The sequence below is a fragment of the Cellulomonas sp. NS3 genome, from assembly GCF_024757985.1.
Classification (GTDB): Bacteria; Actinomycetota; Actinomycetes; order Actinomycetales; family Cellulomonadaceae; genus Cellulomonas_A.
The window spans coordinates 3145163-3164742 of record NZ_CP103289.1; the positions used below are offsets into that span (position 1 = coordinate 3145163).

Here is a 19580-nt window from a genome sequence, read left to right on the forward strand (position 1 = left end):
GCGCCTGCGGCAGGGAGGGTGCAGGTAGTGCAACGATCGTTTGAGCACAGCACATCGCGCTGACGCGCTCAGCGCACTGGTGCGATGACCACCGACATCCCAGGAGCCGCGTCGCACGAGCGGGGCGCGATCGTGACCGGCTACCGGTTCGGCGGGACGTCGCAGGATGCCGGGGCTACCTTCACCGCGCCTGCATGGGGTGGTCACCATGTCGGATGTGCGGTCGCCGCGACAACGACAACCTCGAGCTCCGTGACGGCACGAAGATCTGGCCGGAAGGACTCGTCCACTACGTCGAGGACCACGCCGTGCGCCTGCCTGACGTCTTCACCACCTACGTCCTCAGCACGCTCGAGCGGTACGAGACCCTCGCCCGCGACGAGACCTGGTGGCGCGGCTTCACGCCCTGACCACGCCTCGCCAGTCGCTGCGCCGATCGCGGCCCCGATCCCTGCACCCAGCGTCATCCCGGTTGCGACGCCACGGTCCGTCCTTCTTCGCCTCATGTGACATGCGCGGGAGCCTGGCCACGACGGCGGCGCCGGGCGAGGTCGTCCGAAGCCGTTGACGCTCCGTCACGGACGCGCGAAGCCCGTGATGACAAAGAAGCGCCCGACGGCGTTCTCGGCGCCGGGCGCGCGTGAGGCGGTTCCCAGCGGCACGTTCGTGGTGGCGGGCGTCGGTGCCTGGCCGGGTTCGACGGCGTAGGTGATCCGGAAGTTCTGGAAGGCACGGCCGGCGTCCCGGTTCGTCGTGGCGTCGAGCGGCCAGAGGTTCTCCGGGGCGTCGTCGCCTCCCCAGCCGAGGTCGAGCACGTGGTCCGCGTCCTCGCCGGTCATGGAGCGTCCGTGCCGCTGGAGGAGTGAACGGAACCGGTCGACGGCTGGGCCGCGGTCGTCGTCCTGGAGGACGTGCTCGAGCCGGATCACCTTGCGCCGGCTCGGGATGTACTGGCTCTCGACCCCGATGTCGTGACCTGGCTCGACGAACTGCCCAGGCTCCTGCATCTCGTAGTCGTGGGGGCCGCCCGAGCTGGGGGTGAGGCGGATGGGGTCGGGGTAGAGCGGGAGCGGCTTGAACCAGGTCAGCGGGATGGGGTCGGACCGGCTGCGTCCGCTCGGTACCCCGCTCAGGGGCCCCGGCCCGCCGCCGCCAGGACCGCCGCCACCGCCGGGTCCAGCCCCGCCGCCGCCGGGCCCTCCTCCACCACCGCCTGGCACGACGGGCGGCACGATCGGCAGCGGCGAGATGCCGCCGTCGCCGCCGAAGTCGCCGCTCCCGCCGTGCCCGCCGAGGGCGCACAGTTCCGCGGGGAGGATCCCCTCGGCGCAGAGGATCTCGATGACGCGGTCGAACGGCGAGCAGTCCCGGGTGCGAGGTACGGTCGGCAGCCGCGCCCCGATGTCGGTGACCGGGATCGGCTTGCTGGCGACCGGCCCGAACGAGAACGACGGCGAGCCGCTCGCGTATCCCAAAGAGACGGGGAGCTGGAACTGCTCGGCGTTCTCGGCGAGCAGCCAGCTCCCGAGCGGCCACGTGTACACGCACAGCGGTCGGCCGTAGAGCCCCACGTGCACCACCGCGTCGAGCTCGGCGTCGATGCGCGCCCCGAGCTTGAGGGTGCTGAGAGTGTCCAGCGAGAGCGCGCCGCCCGAGTAGGCGAGCGTCACGGCCTCGTCGATCGACCCGAGCCCCGAACCGCGCAGCGCGAGCCGCAGCCCGCCGAACGCGTCCGCGCGCACGGGGACTGGCGCCTCGCCCACCATGACGATGGCCGTCATCTGGGCATCGAGGCCCGCCTCGACCGGGGCGATGACGCTGTTCGAGCCCGAGGCGTGCAGGGTGCCCGTCGCCGAGGCGGTGCCGGCGAGCGGGTCGACCTCGATGCGCACGCCACGCACGTCGGCGGGTCCGACGATCGCGATCGCATCCGGGCGCACCGCGACCTCGACCCCGATGTCACCCTCGAGGAGGACCGGGCCGACAGCGGTGCCCGCGCCGAGGAACGGCAGTCGCACGGACGCCGAGGGCAGCGAGACGAGCGGCGTGGTCCGGGCGCCGAGGAGCGGGTAGCGCGGGAGCGTGATGACGAGCTTCGAGCCGGTGCGGGTCACTGTGCCGCCGAACCGACGGGCGAGCCCCGACGCGGACGCACTGGCGGCGGCGAATGCCGCACCGGCAGCGTCCGTGACCGCGTCCGCTGCGACGCCCGCAGCGTCGGTGACGGGACCAGCCGCGTCCGACACCGTCTCGGCGGCTGACGACGCGGCGTCGGCGATCCCGCCCGCGACGTCGGACGCGGTGTCGGCGATCCCGCCTGCGACGTCGGACGCGGTGTCCACCACCGACGATGCCACGTCGCCGGCGGCGTCCACGGCCGACGTCACCGCGTCACCCACGCTCGACGCGGCGTCTGACACCGCCTCGTCGGCCGAGCTCGCGAGGCTCGACGCCTCGCCATCGCATCGTCGAAGAAGTCGCGCTGGACCGTCGCGTGCGGGGTGGGTGCGGCGGGTTGCTGCCGGAGTGCCCGCATGCGAGCGACCGTCGTCCCCCCGCGCGGCCCGGACGCGCCGCGCTGCCCCGCGGGCGCGCCGTCGCGGCCGACCGGGAACGCCGGGCGACCGGGCGTGGCACGACAGGACCACCCTGCGGGCGTGCGCGGCGACGCGCCCGCGGTGCGTTGCACCGAGGTGCCGCCCGCGCTCTCCTCGATGTCGCCGCTCGACTTGCCGGCGCACCCCGAGCACGCGCCGCCCCCGCAGGGCTGCACGGTCGCGTCCCCGCGGAGGGCTTCCGTCACCGCGCGGTTGCCGGCTGCCCGCTGCAGCGCCAGGACGCTGCTCCGGGGGTCGACGACGACCCGCTGCTCCGCTCTGGTGGGGCGAGCGGGCGCGTTGGTCTCACTCTCGCACCCCTGCCGCACGGACCGCTCCATGTGCGCACCACCCCCCGACTGCGCTCCGCGTGTTGCATCATCCGACCGCTGCGCACGGCGGCCACTGAAGGTGACGTGGGCAGCGCCAGGTGCACGATTAGCGTCCAGGTGGCGTACCCGGACGGGCATGCCGCGTCCAGGTGCTCGAACGGTCGCATCTTGACGGGAGCGACCACGTCAGGTTGCCGTCCGGTGCACCGACCACCGTCCCTGGCCCGCGCGAGATCGTGCCCTCCGACGGCGCCGCACGAGTGAGAGCGACCTGCGCGCCTGAGGAGACGGCGGATGCAGGCGCACTGGCGCGATGGGGCCGCCCTCCCACAGGGAGCGAAGACGACGTACGCCAGCCGCTCCCGAGGACACCCCCGGTCGAGAACCGCCCGGACGGGTACGTGCGGCACCAGAGTGTCCTCGCGAGAGGTCGCCGTTCGTCGTCCCAGTACCCCGGATGGTCCGGCGGTTCGGGATGGCGAGCGGCACCAGCGGTCGCCTCCGCCCGACTGGCTCACCCACGGAGGCTCACATGACCGCACCGACGCCTTACATCCACCTCCCGGGCACGGCTCGTGCCGCTCTGACCTTCTATGCCGAGGTCTTCGGCTGCGCCGCACAGCTCCACACCTTCGAGGAGTTCGGCAGGACCGACGGCCCGGCGGATGCCGTCGCCCACGGGTACCTCGTGGACGGGCCGGTCGCGCTCTTCGCAGCCGACGTCGCCGGGGACCAGCCCTCGCTCAAGAGCCAGGGACTGATGCTCTCGCTGCTCGGGGCGTCAGCACCCTCCGTGCTTCGCGCCTGGTTCGACGCGCTCTCCGAGGGCGGAGAGATCATGGACGACCTGCAGACGCGGGCCTGGGGCGCGACCGACGGGCAGGTGATCGACCGCTTCGGCCTCCACTGGCTGATCGGGTTCGAGGGCGACGAAGGCCACTGAACGCGCGGACGTACCGGTCCGGCGTCCGCACCCACGACGAGGGCTCACCGATGAGCGCAGACACCCCGAACCCGCTGACGCGCTCGACTCACCGGGACGACCGACCGTGCGATGACGCTCACCCCGGTGCTGACCGTGATCGCCGCCGCAGGCGGCGCGATCGGGCTCGGCCTCGTCCGCGCGTGGTCGATCGAGCAGACCGCGCACCGCCCCTGGATGTGGGCAGCTGGCACACGGCTCGTGATCATCGGGGGACCCTCTGGGGCCGGGAAGAGCACGATCGCTCGAGCGCTGCGCGCCGAGCCCGGCCGCGGCACCGCACTGGTCGAGCAGGACCACGTGCGCCGGATCCTCCTCCGGGAGTGGGACACCCCCGGAGCACAGCGCGCTCACGACCACCTGACCGCCCTCGTGACCGCGGAGCTCACCGCGTCTCGTCGTCGTCGAATCGGGCCCGCGCCCGCTCGACCTCCGGCAGGTTCACCGTCGTCCACCGCAGGAGCGCGTCGACGAGCTCGTTGAGCGTGTCCCCTGTCGGGGTGATCCGGTACACGACGGCGACGGGCCGTGTGGCGATCACGACGCGCTCGACCATGCCGTTGCGCTCGAGGCGACGCAGGGTCGCGGTGAGGGACTTCTGCCCGACTGCCGGGATCTCGCGGCGCAGCTCGTTGAACCGCAGCGGCCGCCCGCACAGCGTGTCGAGCACCTGCAGCGACCACTTGTCGAGGACCTGATCGAGCAGCTCGCGGTGCGGGGCGTCGACCCGGAGCAGGGCGGGGTCGCCGGTGGGGGTGGTGTCGTTCACGGAACTTAGTGTCGTTGAAGTTCCCTTCGGCCACTAGGTAGACATGGGGTACCTACCCCTTCGAAGCAAGGAGACGCTCGTGCCTGTGCAGCTGCTGTCCCCCGAGTCCATGCTCCAGCCCGTCCCCTACGCCCACGTCTCCGTCTCGACGGGCAGCCGCCACGTGCACGTCGCCGGGCAGATCGGCCGCGACCCCGACACCGGCGACCTGGCCGACGACCTCACCGGCCAGGTCGCCCAGACGCTGCGCAACACCGCCCGCGGGCTCGCCGCCGCGGGTGCGACGTTCGCGGACGTCGTGCGCCTGCGCTTCTTCGTCACCCGGTGGTCCCCGGAGAAGATGGGCGAGTTCATGGCGGGCGTCGACCTCGTGGCCCGCGAGCTCGACCTGCCGCAGCCGATGCCCCCCGCCTCGCTCATCGGTGTCGAGATCCTGTTCGAGGCCGACGTGCTCGTCGAGGTCGAGGCGTACGCCGTGCTCGACTGAGGTCCGCCGGACGGGGCGGCTGCTCGCAGCCCGGCTCGAGAGCGCACGAACCGCGCGGCGACCCGCGACGCGCCCTGCAACGCACGAAGGGCGCCCGACCGGTCCGGTCGAGCGCCCTTCGAGTGGTGGAGCTGAGGGGACTCGAACCCCTGACCCCCTGCATGCCATGCAGGTGCGCTACCAGCTGCGCCACAGCCCCGTGAAGCCTCACCCCGTGGAGCGAGTCGTCACCGCCCTTGCGGGCGTCGTGAAGTCTAGGCGAGACCTGCCCCCGAACGCTAATCGGGGTCGCGGGCCTCCTGGTCGGGCCCGGCGTTCCAGTCCGCCGACGCGTCGGTCGGTCCCAGGTTGTAGCCCGTGAGCCGCCACGTGTGCGGGGCGCTCCCCCGGGCCGCACGGAGCTCGGCCCAGTGCGCGTTGCTCACACCGACGATGCCCCGCCAGTCCGCGGGCAGGTCGAGCAGCCCCGCGACCCCCAGACCGATCGCCGCGCCGTGCGAGACCACGACGAGCGTGTCGCCGTCGGTGAGGCCGGCGGCGTGCTCGTTGACCGCCTCGACCATGCGGTCCGCCACGGTCGAGCGCGCCTCGCCGCCCGCGCGGGTCGGCTCACCGCCGGCCGCCCAGGCGGCGTGCTCCTCGGGCCACCGCTCGCCGATCTCGGCGGCCGTCAGCCCCTCCCAGGCACCGAACGACCGCTCGCGCACGCGCGGGTCGACGACCACGTCGAGCCCCGCCTGCTCCGCGAGCGCCTCGGCCGTCGCCCGGGCGCGCCCGAGGTCCGACACGACGATCTTCGTCGGCTTGTACCGGGCGAGGAGCGCAGCCGCGGCCGTGCGCGCCTGCCACAGGCCCACGTCGTCGAGCGGGATGTCGGACTGGCCCTGGAGCCGGCCCTCCGCGTTGTGCGCGGTCCGTCCGTGCCGCCACAGCAGCAGGCGGCCAGCTCTCACTGCACCGCCCCGTCGCCGTCCCGGATGTCGTCGGGCAGCGGGATCACCGGGCAGTCCTTCCAGAGCCGCTCGAGCGCGTAGTACACGCGGTCGTCGGCGTGCTGCACGTGGACGACGACGTCGCCGAAGTCGATGAGCACCCAGCGCCCCTCCGACTTGCCCTCGCGGCGCAGCGGCTTCGAGCCGAGCTTGTGCAGCGACTCCTCGATGGCGTCGACGATCGAGCCGACCTGCCGCTCGTTCGTGCCCGAGGCGATGAGGAACACGTCGGTCAGGACGAGCTGCTCGCTCACGTCGAGCGCGATGATCTCGTCGGCCTTCAGGTCGGCAGCGGCGCGGGCTGCCGCGACGGCGAGCTCGACGGCGCGTTCGGTTGCCGGCACGGGTCTCCTCAGGTGGTGGTGGTGTGGCCGACGACGGCGCTGGCCGTCGCTGGGGTCGGGGTGGCGCCGGACGCGTCGTCGCTCCCGCGGCTGCCGAGCAGCACGATCAGGAAGCCGAGCACGAACGCGACCAGGGCGAGCACGAGCAGCTGGAGCCAGGTGTACGGGTGCGACGGGCGCTCGTCGTCCTCGTCGTCGTCCTCGTCGTCCAGGTCGTCGACGGGCCGGGTCGACCGCACCGGGTCCGGGCGTCCACCGTCCGGGCGCGCGGGGTCGGCCTTCGCGAGCGAGCCCCAGCGCGGACCCGCGGGTGCCTCCTCGGCGGCGGCTGCGCCCGGCGACCAGGACCCGGCGCCCGACGGGGCGTCGGTCGGGACGGGCGGGGCGTCGACGGTCGTGGCGTCCGCGGGTGCGGCGCCCGCCGCCGCGGCCCACGACGGTCCACGCTGCGCGGTCGTCGAACCCCACGGCGCCGGGGCGGCCGCGGGTGCGCTCGGGCTGCTCGTCCGGGTCGGTGCCTGGGGCGCCGGGCCACCCGCGGGGGCATCCGCGGGGCCGGCCGGGCCGGCGCCGGGCGAGCCCCACACCGGCGGGCGGGTCGGGGCGGCGGCAGGGACCGCCGGTGCGGGCGCCGCCGAGCGGACGGGTCCACCGCTGCCGGGGAAGCCGGCGCCGCCGGGCGCGCCCGGGTAGGACGGTGCTGCGCCGGGCCGCTGCGTCGTCGGGCGCTCCTGCGGCGAGGAACCCCACGCCGCGGGCGCCGCACCTGCCGCACCGGCCCAGCCGGTGCCGCGGGCCGGACCGGGCTGCGCGGCAGCGGGCCGCGCGGGACCGGGGGCGGTGGGACCGGACGACGACGGGCGCGGAGCCGAGCCAGGACCCGGGTACGACGGACGGGCGGTGCTCGGTGCCGGCCCGGAGGGGCGTGCCTGCGGCGTGCGGGGCGCTGCTGCCGGTGCCCCCGGCGCGGCGCCCCAGGCACCCGGCGCTGCGCCCGGAGCGCCCGAGGGACGGGCCGGGGCTGCGCCCGGCTGGGGCGCGCGTGGTCCGGAGGGCTCGAGGGACGTGTCGCGGATCGTGCGGCGCGAGCGCATCGCCGCGGACTCGGCACCCATTCCGGGCACCTGGTACGGCCCACCGCCTGCGCTGCCGTCGGGCCCGACCGACTGCACGGGCTGGCTGCGCATCGCGCGGCGCGACGGCGGACCGCCGCTGCCCTGCCCGTCGGGGCCGACGTCGGTCGTCCGCTCGGCCTCGCGGCGGCGGCGGCGCTCTCCGGGTTCACTCATCGTTACCTCGATACAGACCGTGCTTGGCGATGTACTGGACGACCCCGTCCGGCACCAGGTACCAGACAGGCGCTCCACCCCGAGCGCGTGCGCGGACGTCGGACGAGGAGATCGCGAGGGCGGGGATCTCCTGCTGGCTGACCCTGTCCGCAGGCAGCCCGTCGGTGGACAGCGTGTGCCCCGGTCGGTTGACGGCCACGAAGTGCGCCATCTCGAACAGCTCGTCGGGCGCCTTCCAGCTGAGGATCTGCTCGATCGCGTCCGCGCCCGTGATGAAGAACAGCTCTGCGTCGGGCCGCGCCTCGTGCAGGTCGCGCAGCGTGTCGACCGTGTACGTCAGCCCGGCGCGGTCGACGTCGACCCGGCTCACCGTGAAGCGCGGGTTCGACGCGGTCGCGATGACCGTCATGAGGTACCGGTGCTCGGCGGGCGTGACGTCCTGGTGCTGCTTGAACGTCGGCTGCCCCGTCGGCACGAAGACGACCTCGTCGAGCTCGAACTCCGCGGCGACCTCGCTCGCGGCGACCAGGTGCCCGTGGTGGACGGGGTCGAACGTGCCACCCATCACGCCGAGCCGCAGTCGTCGCTGGGTCATCGGTCGGGTTCCTCGCTCTCGTCCTCGCTGGCTGGTCGCAGGCTGGTCGCTGGCGCTCAGTGGCGGGTGCCGACGCTCCGGAACGCGTAGGTCACGAGCAGCATCGCGATCAGGCCGCCGAATGCGGAGAGCCCGAAGACGACCGGGGAGACGGTCAGTGCGGTGCCGTGCTCGGCGTATTCCTGGGTGGCCAGCAGAACGGAGTGCACGTCGATCCTCCTGAGAAGGCTGTTCGTCGGAGCGACCAGTGTCGCATGTCCGGGTCGGGCGTCAGGCTCGGACGTGCCCGTCGCCGTGCACGACCCACTTCGTCGTCGTGAGCTCCCCGAGCCCCATCGGACCCCGGGCGTGCAGCTTCTGCGTCGAGATCCCGATCTCGGCGCCGAGCCCGAACTGGCCGCCGTCGGTGAACCGGGTCGAGGCGTTGACCATGATCGCCGCGGAGTCCAGCTCGGCGACGAACCGCTCGGACGCCGCGAGGTCGCGCGTGACGATGGCCTCGGTGTGCCCCGAGGTCCACGTCCGGATGTGCTCGAGCGCGGCGTCGAGGTCGGGCACGACCCGCACCGCCAGGTCGAGCGAGAGGTACTCGGTCGCCCAGTCCTCGTCGGTCGCGGGCACGACGTCGACGTCGTCGGGCGCGAGGCCCGCGGTCGCGTCGTCGCCGTGCACGACGACCCCGGCCTCCGCGAGCGCGACGAGCGCGGACGGCAGGAACGCGGGCGCCGCGTCGGCGTGCACGAGCAGCGTCTCGGCGGCGTTGCACACCCCGACGCGCTGGGTCTTGGAGTTGAGCAGGATCGCGAGCGCGGTCGCGGGGTCCGCGCTCGCGTCGACGTAGACGTGGCAGTTGCCGACACCGGTCTCGATGACGGGGACGGTCGACTCTTGCACCACGGTGCGGATGAGGTCGGCTCCCCCGCGCGGGACGAGGACGTCGACGAGCCCGCGCGCGTGCATGAGCGCGACGGCTCCGGGGCGGCCGTGCGCGTCGATGGACTGCACGAGGTCGGCCGGCAGGCCGAGGGAGGTGAGCGCGCGCCCGAGGACGTCGACGACGACCTCGTTGCTGCGCGCCGCGGCCGAGCCACCGCGCAGGATCACCGCGTTGCCGCTCTTGAGCGCGAGCCCGGCGGCGTCCACGGTCACGTTGGGGCGGGCCTCGTAGATCATCCCGACGACACCCATCGGCACGCGCACCTGGCGCAACCGCAGGCCGTTCGGGAGCGTCGAGCCTCGCACGACCTCGCCGACCGGGTCGGGCAGCGCCGCGAGCTCGCGCAGGGCGTCGGCGATCGCCCCGAGGCGCTCGTCGGTCAGCGCGAGCCGGTCGAGCAGCCCCGGGGACGTGCCGTTCGCGCGGCCCCGCTCGAGGTCCTCGGCGTTCGCGGCGACGATCTCGGCCGAGGCGGCGACGAGCGCGTCCGCGAGCGCGAGCAGCGCCGCGTCCTTGGTGGCCCGGGTCGCGGTCGCGAGCGCGCGCGAGGCGACCTTGGCGCGACGGGCGACGTCGAGGACGGCCTCGGTGACGTCCGTGCCCGGTCCGGCCGGGTCCGCCGCCGGCGACGGCTGCGGTGCGGCGAGGGGGGCCGCTCCGGGCGCGGCGGCCGACGTCGTCTCGAGCGAGGTGGTCATCCGGCCAGGGTAGCCCCGCAGGCAGCGGCGCACGGGAGCCTCCCGCGGTCCGGACAGCCGCGGCCGTCGGCCGTCAGGCGATGCCGGCCCGGGCGAGCGAGGCCCCGACGCGCGAGGTGTCCACCGGGCTCGCGTAGCACTCGCCCTCGTGCCCGCCGAACGGCGCGACGCGGACCCAGCCGTCGTGCACGCACAGCGCCCGCAGCTCGTGCAGCTCGTCGGCGACGCCCATGACGATCTCGGCGACGCCGGCGGCACGCGCGAACTCGTCGAGCTCGGCGAGCACGCGACGCGCGAGACCGCGCCGGCGCCGCACGGGGACGACGTAGAGCCGGGTCACCTCGTAGCGGCCGTCGTGCTCCTGGAGCGACGCCGTCGCCACGGCGTCGCTGCCGTCGTACACGAGGACGGTGAGCAGCACCGACGACGGGTCGGTCCCGTCGGGACGGGCACGGCGCTGACCCGGACCGCCCGCCGTGGGCGCCGAGCGGTGGCGCAGCTCGTCGGCGAGACGCTCGCGCAGCTCGGCGGCGTGCGGGTGCCCCCAGGCGGCGATCCGGGTGCGCAGCTCGTCGCGCAGGACCGACGGAGCCTGGTCGGGGAACGGGGTGTGCACCGGCTCGGCCATCATCGCCGCGCCCGCGTCGGTGCGAGGTCGGCGCGGCAGCCGCCGCCCGCCGACGCCGGTGGGCGCTGCTCGGGCGCGCGCGTGCGATCCGTGCTCATGTGTCCCCCTCGACGACGTGCCCGCGGTGGACGGGCAGGTGCAGCGCTGCGTCGGCGCCGGCCGCACCCGGACGTGAGTCGGGCGGCCGGGACCGTACGCGACCGCCGCCGAACCTAGGCCTGGGGCCGCGCCGGGGTCAACACGTCGAGCCGGTGCCGCCCGCATCCCGAGACCGGGCGACGCGGGAGGGGTGTCCGGCGGGAGCGGCGTCAGCGCGGTCGCGGCACCGCCGACGCGCGGCGTCGGACGAGCACGAGGTCGTCGCGGTGCACGACGGCCCGGTCGTATCCCGGCCCGAGCTCGGCGCGCAGGTCCGACGTCGTGCGCCCGAGCAGGCCCGGGACCTCCTGCGAGGAGTACGCCGCGAGCCCGCGGGCGACGACGGTCCCGTCGGGGGCGGTCAGCGCCACCGGGTCGCCCGCCTCGAAGTCGCCCTCGACCGCGGTGACCCCGGCGGGCAGGAGCGACGTCCGGCGCTCCACGACCGCCCGCACCGCACCGTCGTCGAGCACGAGCCGCCCGCGCGTGCGGGCCGCGTGCGCGAGCCACAGCAGCCGCGTGGACGCGCGGCGCCCCGTCGCGGCGAACCACGTCCCGACGTCCTCGCCCGCGAGCGCCGCACGGGCGTTCGCGGCCGACGTGAGCACGACCGGGATCCCGGAGCCCGAGGCGATCGACACCGACTCGAGCTTGGTCACCATGCCCCCCGTGCCGACGGCGCTCCCCCGTGCCGTCACGTCGACGCCCGCGACGTCGTGCTCGCCGCGGACCTCGGGGATCCGCACGGAGCCGGGCCGCGACGGCGGGCCCGTGTGCAGCCCGTCCACGTCGGTGAGCAGCACGAGCGCGTGCGCGCGCACGAGGTGCGAGACGAGGGCGGCGAGCCGGTCGTTGTCGCCGAACCGGATCTCGTCGGTCGCGACCGTGTCGTTCTCGTTGACGATCGGGACGACGCCCAGGTCGAGCAGCCGCTCGAGCGCGCGCTGGGCGTTGCGGTAGTGCCCGCGCCGGACGGTGTCGTCCGCGGTGAGCAGCACCTGCCCGACCCGGATGCCCCGGTCCGCGAACGCCCTCGCGTAGTGCGCGACGAGCAGCCCCTGCCCCACCGACGCGGCGGCCTGCTGGGTCGCGAGGTCGCGCGGGCGTGCCGGCAGCCCGAGCGGGCCGATCCCGGCGGCGATCGCACCCGACGAGACCAGCACGACCTGACCGCCGGCGGCGTGCCGGTCGGCGAGCACCTCGGCGAGCGCACGCACGCGCTCGGGGTCGAGGTGCCCGTCGGGCGTCGTGAGCGACGACGAGCCGACCTTGACGACGACCCGGACGGCGTCGGGCAGCTCGCGTCGGTGCAGGAGGGGGGCGGCAGCACTCACGGACGCATTGTGCCCGTCCCGGCCGCCGTCAGGACTCGTCGGTCCAGACGCCGGCCTCGCGCTCGGTCCACAGCTCGGCGCGCGCCTCCGCCTTGGCGTCCATGCGCTCCTTGTACTCGACGCGCTTCTCACCACGCGTGGGGCGCGAGCGCTCCTCGATGCGCAGGTCCGTCCCGCGCGGGCCCCCGAGCAGCTCCGAGCCCGTCAGGAGCGTCGGCTCCCAGTCGAACACGACCGCCTTGGGCCCGTCGCCGATGACGACCTCCGCGCCCGCGACGGCGCCCGCGGCGAACAGCTTCTCCTCGACCCCGAGCCGCGCGAGGCGGTCCGCGAGGTAGCCGACGGCCTCGTCGTTCGTGAAGTCCGTCTGGCGCACCCACCGCTCCGGCTTGACCCCGCGGATCTGGAAGTAGTCGTGCGGGCCGTCGGTGCGCTTCGTGACCGTGAACCCGGACTCGTCGACCGCCCTGGGCCGCAGGACGACGCGCGTCGGCTCGGGCTGGGGTGCCTCACGCCGCGCCTGCTCGACGAGCTCCGCGAGGGCGAACGTCAGGGGGCGCAGGCCCTCGTGGCTCACCGCGGAGATCTCGAAGACCTGCAGGCCGCGCGCCTCGAGGTCCGGCTTGACGAGGTCGGCGAGCTCGCGCGCCTCGGGGACGTCGATCTTGTTGAGCACGACCATGCGCAGGCGCTCCATGAGCGGCACCCGGCCGCCCTCGATGCCGATGTCTCCGCCGTACGCCGCGAGCTCGTGCTCGATCACGTCGAGGTCGCTCAGCGGGTCGCGGCCCGGCTCGAGGGTCGCGCAGTCGAGCACGTGCACGAGCACCGCGCACCGCTCGATGTGCCGCAGGAACTCCAGGCCGAGACCCTTGCCCTCGCTCGCGCCGGGGATCAGCCCCGGCACGTCCGCGACGGTGTAGCGCGACGAGCCGGCCTGCACCACGCCGAGGTTCGGGACGAGCGTCGTGAACGGGTAGTCCGCGATCTTGGGCCGCGCCGCCGACATCGCGGCGACGAGGCTCGACTTGCCGGCGCTCGGGTAGCCGATGAGTGCGACGTCCGCGATCGTCTTGAGCTCGAGCACGACGTCCTGGGTGTCGCCGGGCTCCCCGAGCAGCGCGAAGCCGGGCGCCTTGCGCTTCGGCGACGCGATGGCGGAGTTGCCGAGCCCGCCGTGGCCGCCGGCCGCGACGACGTACCGGGCGCCGGTCCCGACGAGGTCGGCGAGCACCTCGCCCGTCGGCGACTTCACGACGGTGCCGTCGGGCACTCCCAGCACGAGGTCCTCGCCCGTGAAGCCCTGGCGGTAGTTGCCCATGCCCTGACCCCCCGACGGGGCGTGCTTGTGGGGCGAGTGGTGGTACTCGAGCAGCGTCGTGACCTGCGGGTCGACCTCGAGGATGATGCTGCCCCCGTGGCCGCCGTTGCCGCCGTCCGGGCCGGCGAGCGGCTTGAACTTCTCGCGGCGGATGGAGACGCAACCGTGCCCACCGTCACCGCCGGTGGCGTGCAGCACGACACGGTCGACGAACGTCGCCATCGGACACCTCTTCCCGGAGCCGGTCGGGCCCCGTGCATGACCACCGCGGAGGATCCCGGTGGGTCGATCCTGACACGACGAAGGGGCGCACCGCCTCGGTGCGCCCCTCCGACGAACGTGCTGTGGTGGCTCAGGCCGCCGTCACGATGTCGATGACCTTGCGGCCACGACGCGTGCCGAACGTCACGGCACCCGGCGCGAGCGCGAACAGGGTGTCGTCACCCCCGCGGCCGACGTTGATGCCGGGGTGGAAGTGCGTGCCGCGCTGGCGGACGATGATCTCGCCGGCCTTGACGACCTGACCGCCGAAGCGCTTGACGCCGAGACGCTGCGCGTTGGAGTCGCGACCGTTGCGCGAGGAGCTCGCGCCCTTCTTGTGTGCCATGACGAACCTGCTTTCGTGCTCAGAGACGGGGAGGAGCCGCAGCCGACGGAGCCGCGCGCACTCAGTTGTCGATGCCGGTGACCTTCAGGCGGGTCAGCTGCTGACGGTGACCCTGGCGCTTGCGGTAGCCGGTCTTGTTCTTGTACTTGAGGATGTCGATCTTCGGGCCCTTCTCGGCCCGCACGACCTCCGCCGTGACCTTCACCTTGGCGAGGTCCTGGGCGTCGGTCGTGACCTTGTCCCCGTCCACGAGCAGCAGCGCCGTGAGCTCCACGGTCGAGCCGGCCTGCGCGGCGAGACGGTCGACGACGACGACGTCGCCGACGGCGACCTTCTCCTGGCGGCCGCCAGCCTTCACGATCGCGTACACCACGTTGCTGCTCATCTCTGCTCGTCGAACTCAGTCACACAAGTCGGGGGCGTGCTCGGTACGGTGGAGCCGCATCACACGGCCGGCGCCCTCGCAGCACGCTGCGGGATGCTCTCGGTACCTGGTGCACGCACAACCGGCGCGTAACAAACGCGCCGACGTTCAAGAGTACGGAACGCATCTGGCACGGTCAAATGAGGGGGGCGCGGTGCACCGCAGCACGGCCGTCGGAGCAGCTGTCGTCGCCCTCGTCGGGCTCGCGCTCGCCGGGTGCACCCCGGACCGGGAGCCCCGGATCGTGGTCGACGGGGCGACGGAGCGGTACCTCGACCCGGTGCACCTCACGGTGACCGGCCTGCCGCCCGGCGAGACGGTCGAGGTGCGCTCCGAGGTGCGCTCCGAGCTCACGTGGCGCTCGTCCGCGACGTACACCGCCGACGAGGACGGACGCGTCGAGCTCGACACCGCCGAGCCCGAGCGGGCGCCGTTCGACGAGCCGGACGGCACCGGGCTGTTCTGGACCCTCGCCCCCGTCGAGCCCGCGGACGACGCCGCCGCCCGGTCCGACGCGTGGTTCACCCGGGAGCACACGGTGCACCTGACCGCGCACGTGGACGGCGAGGTCGTCGCGTCCGCCGACCTGCGCCGCGACGACGCCCTCTCCCAGGTCCGCGTCGAGCCCGTCGAGCAGGACGGGATCGTCGGGCGCTGGGCCGTGCCGACGGCCTGGACGCCCGACCCCGCGCAGCCCGTGCCCGCGGTCCTGGTGTTCGGCGGGTCCGAGGGCGGGATCGCCGCTGCGGAGGAGGACGCCGCGCTCACCGCGTACCGGGGGTACCCCGCGCTGGCGATCTCGTACTTCGCGGGCCCGGGGCAGCCGGCGACCCTGGACGAGGTGCCCGTCGAGACGTTCCTCCGCGCGCTCGACTGGCTGCGCGCCCAGCCCGGGGTCGACCCCGAGCGCGTCCTCGCCTACGGCACGTCGCGCGGCGGCGAGATGGCGCTGTGGCTCGCGGCGCACCGGCCGGACCTCGTGCACGGGGCGATCGCGCCCGTCGGCGCGAACGCGCTCGTGTGCAGCCCCGCGCGCTGCGGGACCGCGTGGACGCTCGGCGGGGAGCCGCTGCCCCGGCTGCGCGCCGGCGCCCTCTCCGACTACCCGCCGGGTGACGTGCCCGCGGGATCGCCGCTGGTGCCCGTCGAGGACATCCGGGGTCCGGTCGTGCTCGCGTGCGGCGGCCAGGACTCGCTGTGGCCCTCCTGCACGTACGCGGTGCACGCCTCGACCCGGCTCGAGGCGCTGCGGCCGGGCGACCACGCGCTCGTCTACGAGGAGGACGCCGACCACTTCGTGACCGCCTCGCCGCTCGTCCCGGTGGGGCTCGACGACCCGGAGACCGCCCAGGCGACGCACCGCGCGCGCGTCGCGTTCTCCGCCGCGCTCGACGACGCCCTCCGGCGGTCCGTGCGCTGAGGCACGGTCCACCGGAGGGCGTCGCGAGGGGTCAGCGCTCGGCGGGCTGCGGGGCGTCCGGGCGGTCGGTGTCCTCGGGCGCGTCGGCGGCGGGCGCGTCGGCGGCGAGGGCCTCGGCGACGTCGGGCTCGGCGTCGTCCTGCGCGGCGTCGTCCTGGGCGGGACCGTCCTGGTCCGCGTCGTCAGCCTCGTCTGCGTCGTCCAGCACGTCGAACATGCTCGGGTCGACCGGGGTCAGCTCGAGCGTCTCGCCCACCGGCGCCTCGGCGTGGGTGTCCGCGGGTCCGGCTGCTCGGGCGTCGCCGTCCCCGGCAGCGCCCGGCGCAGCCGGCTCAGGAACGTCCCCCTCGGCGTCGCGAAACGTGGCACCGTCGGCGGCCTCCGGCGACCCGGCGCCAGCGACGTCCGCGGCTTCCCCGGTGGCCTGACCCGCTGCACTGACCGACGCGGTCGCCGCAGCGTCCGCGTGGCCGTCCGGCTCGACCGTGACCCGCACGGCTCCCCCGGCGACCGGCGTGCCCGCGCCCGGCGCGTCGTCGTGGTCGTGCGCGTGCTCGTGGGCGTGCGCCGCGGCCGCGGCGATCGTCGCGAGCGTGGCCTTCACGGCCTCGCGTGCCTCGGGCAGCACGGGCACGGCGGGCAGGGTCGCGCCGGCGGCACCGGAGTCCTTGCCCCCGCGCTTGCGGCGCGAGCGTTTCGCGTCGGCCTCGGCCGGCGCGGGCGCCTGCTGCGGCTGGTGCTGGTGCTGCTGCGGGGCGTTCCCCTCGGAGCGCGACGACTTCTCGATCGGGTCGGCGTGCACGATGAACCCGCGGCCGTTGCAGTGCTCGCACGTCTCGCTGAACGCCTCGACGAGCCCCTGGCCGACGCGCTTGCGCGTCATCTGCACGAGCCCGAGCGACGTGACCTCGGCGACCTGGTGCTTGGTGCGGTCGCGACCGAGGCACTCGACGAGGCGGCGGAGCACGAGGTCGCGGTTGAGCTCGAGCACCATGTCGATGAAGTCGATGACGATGATGCCGCCGATGTCGCGCAGCCGGAGCTGGCGCACGATCTCCTCGGCCGCCTCCAGGTTGTTGCGCGTCACCGTCTCCTCGAGCGTGCCGCCCGAGCCCGTGAACTTGCCGGTGTTGACGTCGACGACCGTCATGGCCTCGGTGCGGTCGATCACGAGCGAGCCGCCCGACGGGAGCCAGACCTTGCGGTCCATGCCCTTCGCGAGCTGCTCGTCGACCCGGTGCGCCGAGAACACGTCGCCCTGCCCGGTCCACCGCGAGACCTTGCTCGCGAGGTCCGGCGCGAGGTCGCCGATGTACCCCGAGATCGTCGACCACGCCTCGTCGCCCTGCACCACGAGCGAGCTGAAGTCGTCGTTGAAGATGTCGCGCACGACGCGGATCGCGAGGTCCGGCTCGCCCTGCAGCAGCGCGGGCGCCGACGCGGTCTTCGCCTTCTTCGAGATCGACTCCCACTGGCCCTGCAGGCGCGCGATGTCGGCGCGCAGCTCGTCCTCGCTCGCGCCCTCGGCGGCCGTGCGCACGATCACGCCGGCCGACTCGGGGACGATCTCGCGCAGGATCTTCTTGAGGCGGTTGCGCTCGACGTCGGGCAGCTTGCGGCTGATGCCGGTCATGCCGCCACCGGGCACGTACACGAGGTAGCGGCCCGCGAGCGTGATCTGCGACGTCAGGCGGGCGCCCTTGTGGCCGATCGGGTCCTTCGTGACCTGCACGAGCACCGAGTCGCCCGACTTGAGGGCCTGCTCGATGCGGCGCGGCTGGCCGCCCTCGAGACCCGCGGCGTCCCAGTTGACCTCGCCGGCGTACAGCACCGCGTTGCGGCCCTTGCCGACGTCGACGAACGCGGCCTCCATGCTCGGCAGCACGTTCTGCACGCGGCCCAGGTAGACGTTCCCCGCCATCGACAGCTGCGCCTGGCGCGAGACGTAGTGCTCGACGAGCACGCCGTCCTCGAGCACGGCGATCTGCGTGCGGCCGTCGCGCTCGCGCACGACCATCGTCCGCTCGACCGACTCGCGCCGGGCCAGGAACTCCGACTCCGTGACGATCTGCCGGCGGCGGCCCGCGTCCCGGCCCTCACGGCGGCGCTGGCGCTTGGCCTCGAGGCGCGTGGACCCGCGCAGCGCGGTGACCTCGTCGCTCGGGGCACGCGAGGACCGGCTGCGGCTCGGCGCGGCGACCTCGGGCTCGGCGCCCTCGCCACGACCGCTGCGGCTGCGGCGACGACGGCGACGACGGCTCGACCCGCCCTGCTCGTCGGCGTCGCCCTCGACGTCCGCGTCGTCGCCCTCCGTCTCGCCCTCGGGCTCCGGCTCGGCGTCCGCCTCGGCGGCGCGCGGGGCGTCCTCGTCGTCGGCGGCATCCTCGTCCTCGGCGCTGCGACCACGGCGGCCGCGGCCCCCGCGGCGACGCCGGCGGCGGGGCCCCTGCTCGTCGGAGTCGTCGCCGTCCACGGCGCGCTGGTCCTGGGCGTCCTCGGCGTCCTCGTCCGGCGCGACGTCGGGCTCGACGTCCACGGGCTCGTCGGAGTCCGCGGCGAGGTCGTCGAGCGCGCCGGCGAGCAGCACGGTCGGCTCCTCGGCGGGGACGTCGGCCTGGGCTCCACGGCGACCGCGGCGGCGCGAGGGGCGCGTCGTGGCGGGCTTCTCCTCGACCGGGGCCTCGACCTCGGCGGCGGGCTCCTCGGCGTGCAGCGCGGCCGCGGCCTCCGAGATGGCCTGCGGGCTCCCGGCGGGCGACTGCGCGCGACGGCGGCGCGGGCGAGCGTCCGGGTCGGGCGCCTGGAAGAGGAGCGCGGTCGTGGCGAGGCGCGCGGGGCCGGTGCGCGGCTCGACGGGCGGCTTGGCCGCGACCGTGCCCGCGAGCTCGGCGAGGACGTCGAGCGCGGGTGCCGCCGGGGTGCTCGGCGCGCCGGGGGCGGTCTCGGCGGCGACCGGCGAGGTGGTCGACCCCGACGCGCCAGCCTCCTCCTCGTCCTCGTCCTCGGCGACGACCGGCTCGACGACGGGTGCGACCTCGACGGGCGCCTCGGCGGCCTTGCGGCTGCGACGGGGCGCGCGCTTGCGCGGCGCGGGGGCGGGCTCGGCGTCCGCGACCGGAGCCGGCGCGTCCTCGGTCGGCGCGTCGGCGCTGGGAGCCGGCTCGACGGGCGCGGCGGTGGCCGGCGCGGCCGTGGCGTGCGCTGCGCTGACCGGCGCGGCGCTGACCGGCGTCGAGGCGGCGGTCGCCGCCGGGGCCGGCTGCTCCGGCGCCGCGGTGGCACCGGGGTCGGGGAGGACGACGGTGCGGGTCACGCGGCGCGAGCGGCGCGCCGGCGCGGCGGGGGCCGGCTCGGGGGTGGCAGCCTGAGCGACGGCCGCTGCGGTCGGCTCGGTCACCGCCGGGGCTGCGCTCGGTGCCGCAGCGCTCCCGGGGCCGGCGGCGGTGCTCACGGCGGCGTCCTGCGCACCGGACGGCCCGGGGCCGTCCTGCGGTGCGGACGCGTCCGGCGGTGCGGCGACCTTGCGGGTCGCGCGGCGCCGTGCGGGCTTCTTGGCGGGCGCCGTCCCCTCCGTGCCGGCCGCGTCCTCGCGGCCCGTGGCGTCGGTCGGGGCGTCGTTGCTGGGGGTTCCTGCGGTGTCGAAGGTCACGCGGGGTGCTCCTGTGTGCCCGACGGGTGCCGTCCAC

The 19580-nt window shown here is 75.0% G+C and carries 19 protein-coding genes and 1 tRNA gene; 5 read left to right on the forward strand and 15 right to left on the reverse strand.

From position 1 onward, the window contains the following. The first annotated feature begins 215 nt into the window (after positions 1-215). Positions 216-410, forward strand: coding sequence for a hypothetical protein (locus NXY84_RS14360; protein ID WP_258723754.1), 195 nt, complete (start codon positions 216-218; stop codon positions 408-410). A 165-nt stretch (positions 411-575) separates the two neighbouring features. On the opposite strand, the gene NXY84_RS14365 is transcribed toward NXY84_RS14360, so the two are convergent. Beyond that, positions 576-2387, reverse strand: a complete 1812-nt coding sequence (locus NXY84_RS14365) for a hypothetical protein (protein ID WP_258723755.1) — start codon at positions 2385-2387, stop codon at positions 576-578. A gap of 1074 nt (positions 2388-3461) precedes the next feature. Between NXY84_RS14365 and NXY84_RS14370 the strand changes: the two genes are divergently transcribed. Further along, the gene (locus tag NXY84_RS14370; RefSeq protein ID WP_258723756.1) at positions 3462-3872 is read left to right on the forward strand and encodes a VOC family protein; all 411 of its coding nucleotides are present in this window, start codon (positions 3462-3464) and stop codon (positions 3870-3872) included. A gap of 216 nt (positions 3873-4088) precedes the next feature. Next, a complete protein-coding gene (locus NXY84_RS14375) occupies positions 4089-4394 on the forward strand; it encodes an AAA family ATPase (RefSeq protein ID WP_258727222.1) in 306 nt (101 codons plus the stop codon). Here the strand turns inward: NXY84_RS14375 and NXY84_RS14380 are convergent. Further along, the gene (locus NXY84_RS14380) at positions 4297-4680 is read right to left on the reverse strand and encodes a winged helix-turn-helix transcriptional regulator (RefSeq protein ID WP_258723757.1); all 384 of its coding nucleotides are present in this window, start codon (positions 4678-4680) and stop codon (positions 4297-4299) included. The two genes, NXY84_RS14375 and NXY84_RS14380, sit on opposite strands and share 98 nt — an antisense overlap. 79 nt (positions 4681-4759) lie before the next feature. On the opposite strand from NXY84_RS14380, the gene NXY84_RS14385 reads away from it, so the two are divergent. Beyond that, positions 4760-5167, forward strand: a complete 408-nt coding sequence (locus NXY84_RS14385; protein ID WP_258723758.1) for a RidA family protein — start codon at positions 4760-4762, stop codon at positions 5165-5167. 123 nt (positions 5168-5290) lie between these two features. Here the strand turns inward: NXY84_RS14385 and NXY84_RS14390 are convergent. The 12 genes from NXY84_RS14390 to rplU form a co-directional block, all read right to left on the reverse strand. Next, positions 5291-5366, reverse strand: a tRNA-Ala gene (locus tag NXY84_RS14390). 79 nt (positions 5367-5445) lie between these two features. After that, positions 5446-6120, reverse strand: coding sequence for a histidine phosphatase family protein (locus NXY84_RS14395; protein WP_258723759.1), 675 nt, complete (start codon positions 6118-6120; stop codon positions 5446-5448). After that, positions 6117-6503, reverse strand: a complete 387-nt coding sequence (rsfS, locus tag NXY84_RS14400) for a ribosome silencing factor (protein WP_141372698.1) — start codon at positions 6501-6503, stop codon at positions 6117-6119. Before rsfS ends, NXY84_RS14395 begins: the two co-directional genes overlap by 4 nt. An 8-nt stretch (positions 6504-6511) precedes the next feature. Next, positions 6512-7792, reverse strand: a complete 1281-nt coding sequence (locus NXY84_RS14405; protein WP_258723760.1) for a hypothetical protein — start codon at positions 7790-7792, stop codon at positions 6512-6514. Next, positions 7785-8387 (reverse strand): nicotinate-nucleotide adenylyltransferase, encoded by a 603-nt coding sequence (gene nadD, locus NXY84_RS14410; RefSeq protein WP_258723761.1) that lies wholly within the window; start codon positions 8385-8387, stop codon positions 7785-7787. The genes NXY84_RS14405 and nadD overlap by 8 nt, the downstream gene beginning before the upstream one ends. Before the next feature lie 56 nt (positions 8388-8443). Beyond that, complete coding sequence (locus NXY84_RS14415; RefSeq protein WP_258723762.1) at positions 8444-8596, reverse strand: hypothetical protein; 153 nt, start codon at positions 8594-8596, stop codon at positions 8444-8446. A 61-nt stretch (positions 8597-8657) separates the two neighbouring features. Then, positions 8658-10022 carry a glutamate-5-semialdehyde dehydrogenase gene (locus NXY84_RS14420; protein WP_258723763.1) on the reverse strand — a complete coding sequence of 455 codons (1365 nt, stop codon included), beginning with the start codon at positions 10020-10022 and terminating at the stop codon, positions 8658-8660. Between the two features lie 73 nt (positions 10023-10095). Beyond that, complete coding sequence (locus tag NXY84_RS14425; RefSeq protein WP_258723764.1) at positions 10096-10638, reverse strand: GNAT family N-acetyltransferase; 543 nt, start codon at positions 10636-10638, stop codon at positions 10096-10098. A 320-nt stretch (positions 10639-10958) separates the two neighbouring features. After that, a complete protein-coding gene (proB, locus tag NXY84_RS14430) occupies positions 10959-12122 on the reverse strand; it encodes a glutamate 5-kinase (protein ID WP_258723765.1) in 1164 nt (387 codons plus the stop codon). Positions 12123-12150: 28 nt separating this feature from the next. Next, complete coding sequence (gene obgE / locus NXY84_RS14435; protein WP_258723766.1) at positions 12151-13665, reverse strand: GTPase ObgE; 1515 nt, start codon at positions 13663-13665, stop codon at positions 12151-12153. Positions 13666-13795: 130 nt separating this feature from the next. Beyond that, positions 13796-14050, reverse strand: a complete 255-nt coding sequence (gene rpmA / locus NXY84_RS14440) for a 50S ribosomal protein L27 (RefSeq protein ID WP_034635467.1) — start codon at positions 14048-14050, stop codon at positions 13796-13798. A gap of 61 nt (positions 14051-14111) precedes the next feature. Next, positions 14112-14423, reverse strand: a complete 312-nt coding sequence (gene rplU, locus NXY84_RS14445; RefSeq protein ID WP_211254616.1) for a 50S ribosomal protein L21 — start codon at positions 14421-14423, stop codon at positions 14112-14114. A 205-nt stretch (positions 14424-14628) separates the two neighbouring features. On the opposite strand from rplU, the gene NXY84_RS14450 reads away from it, so the two are divergent. Beyond that, on the forward strand, positions 14629-15894 hold the full coding sequence (locus NXY84_RS14450; protein ID WP_258723767.1) for an acyl-CoA thioesterase/BAAT N-terminal domain-containing protein: 1266 nt from the start codon (positions 14629-14631) through the stop codon (positions 15892-15894). 31 nt (positions 15895-15925) lie between these two features. Here the strand turns inward: NXY84_RS14450 and NXY84_RS14455 are convergent, their stop codons facing one another. Beyond that, a complete protein-coding gene (locus tag NXY84_RS14455) occupies positions 15926-19543 on the reverse strand; it encodes an Rne/Rng family ribonuclease (protein WP_309484999.1) in 3618 nt (1205 codons plus the stop codon). Positions 19544-19580 lie beyond the last annotated feature (37 nt).

Excerpts from the sequence above, each read along its gene's own strand:
- rpmA (WP_034635467.1), bottom strand. The coding sequence starts at position 14,050 with ATGGCACACAAGAAGGGCGCGAGCTCCTCGCGCAACGGTCGCGACTCC.
- NXY84_RS14420 (WP_258723763.1), bottom strand. The coding sequence starts at position 10,022 with ATGACCACCTCGCTCGAGACGACGTCGGCCGCCGCGCCCGGAGCGGCC.
- obgE (WP_258723766.1), bottom strand. The coding sequence starts at position 13,665 with ATGGCGACGTTCGTCGACCGTGTCGTGCTGCACGCCACCGGCGGTGAC.
- nadD (WP_258723761.1), bottom strand. The coding sequence starts at position 8,387 with ATGACCCAGCGACGACTGCGGCTCGGCGTGATGGGTGGCACGTTCGAC.
- NXY84_RS14360 (WP_258723754.1), top strand. The coding sequence starts at position 216 with ATGTGCGGTCGCCGCGACAACGACAACCTCGAGCTCCGTGACGGCACG.
- NXY84_RS14405 (WP_258723760.1), bottom strand. The coding sequence starts at position 7,792 with ATGAGTGAACCCGGAGAGCGCCGCCGCCGCCGCGAGGCCGAGCGGACG.
- NXY84_RS14370 (WP_258723756.1), top strand. The coding sequence starts at position 3,462 with ATGACCGCACCGACGCCTTACATCCACCTCCCGGGCACGGCTCGTGCC.
- NXY84_RS14375 (WP_258727222.1), top strand. The coding sequence starts at position 4,089 with ATGTGGGCAGCTGGCACACGGCTCGTGATCATCGGGGGACCCTCTGGG.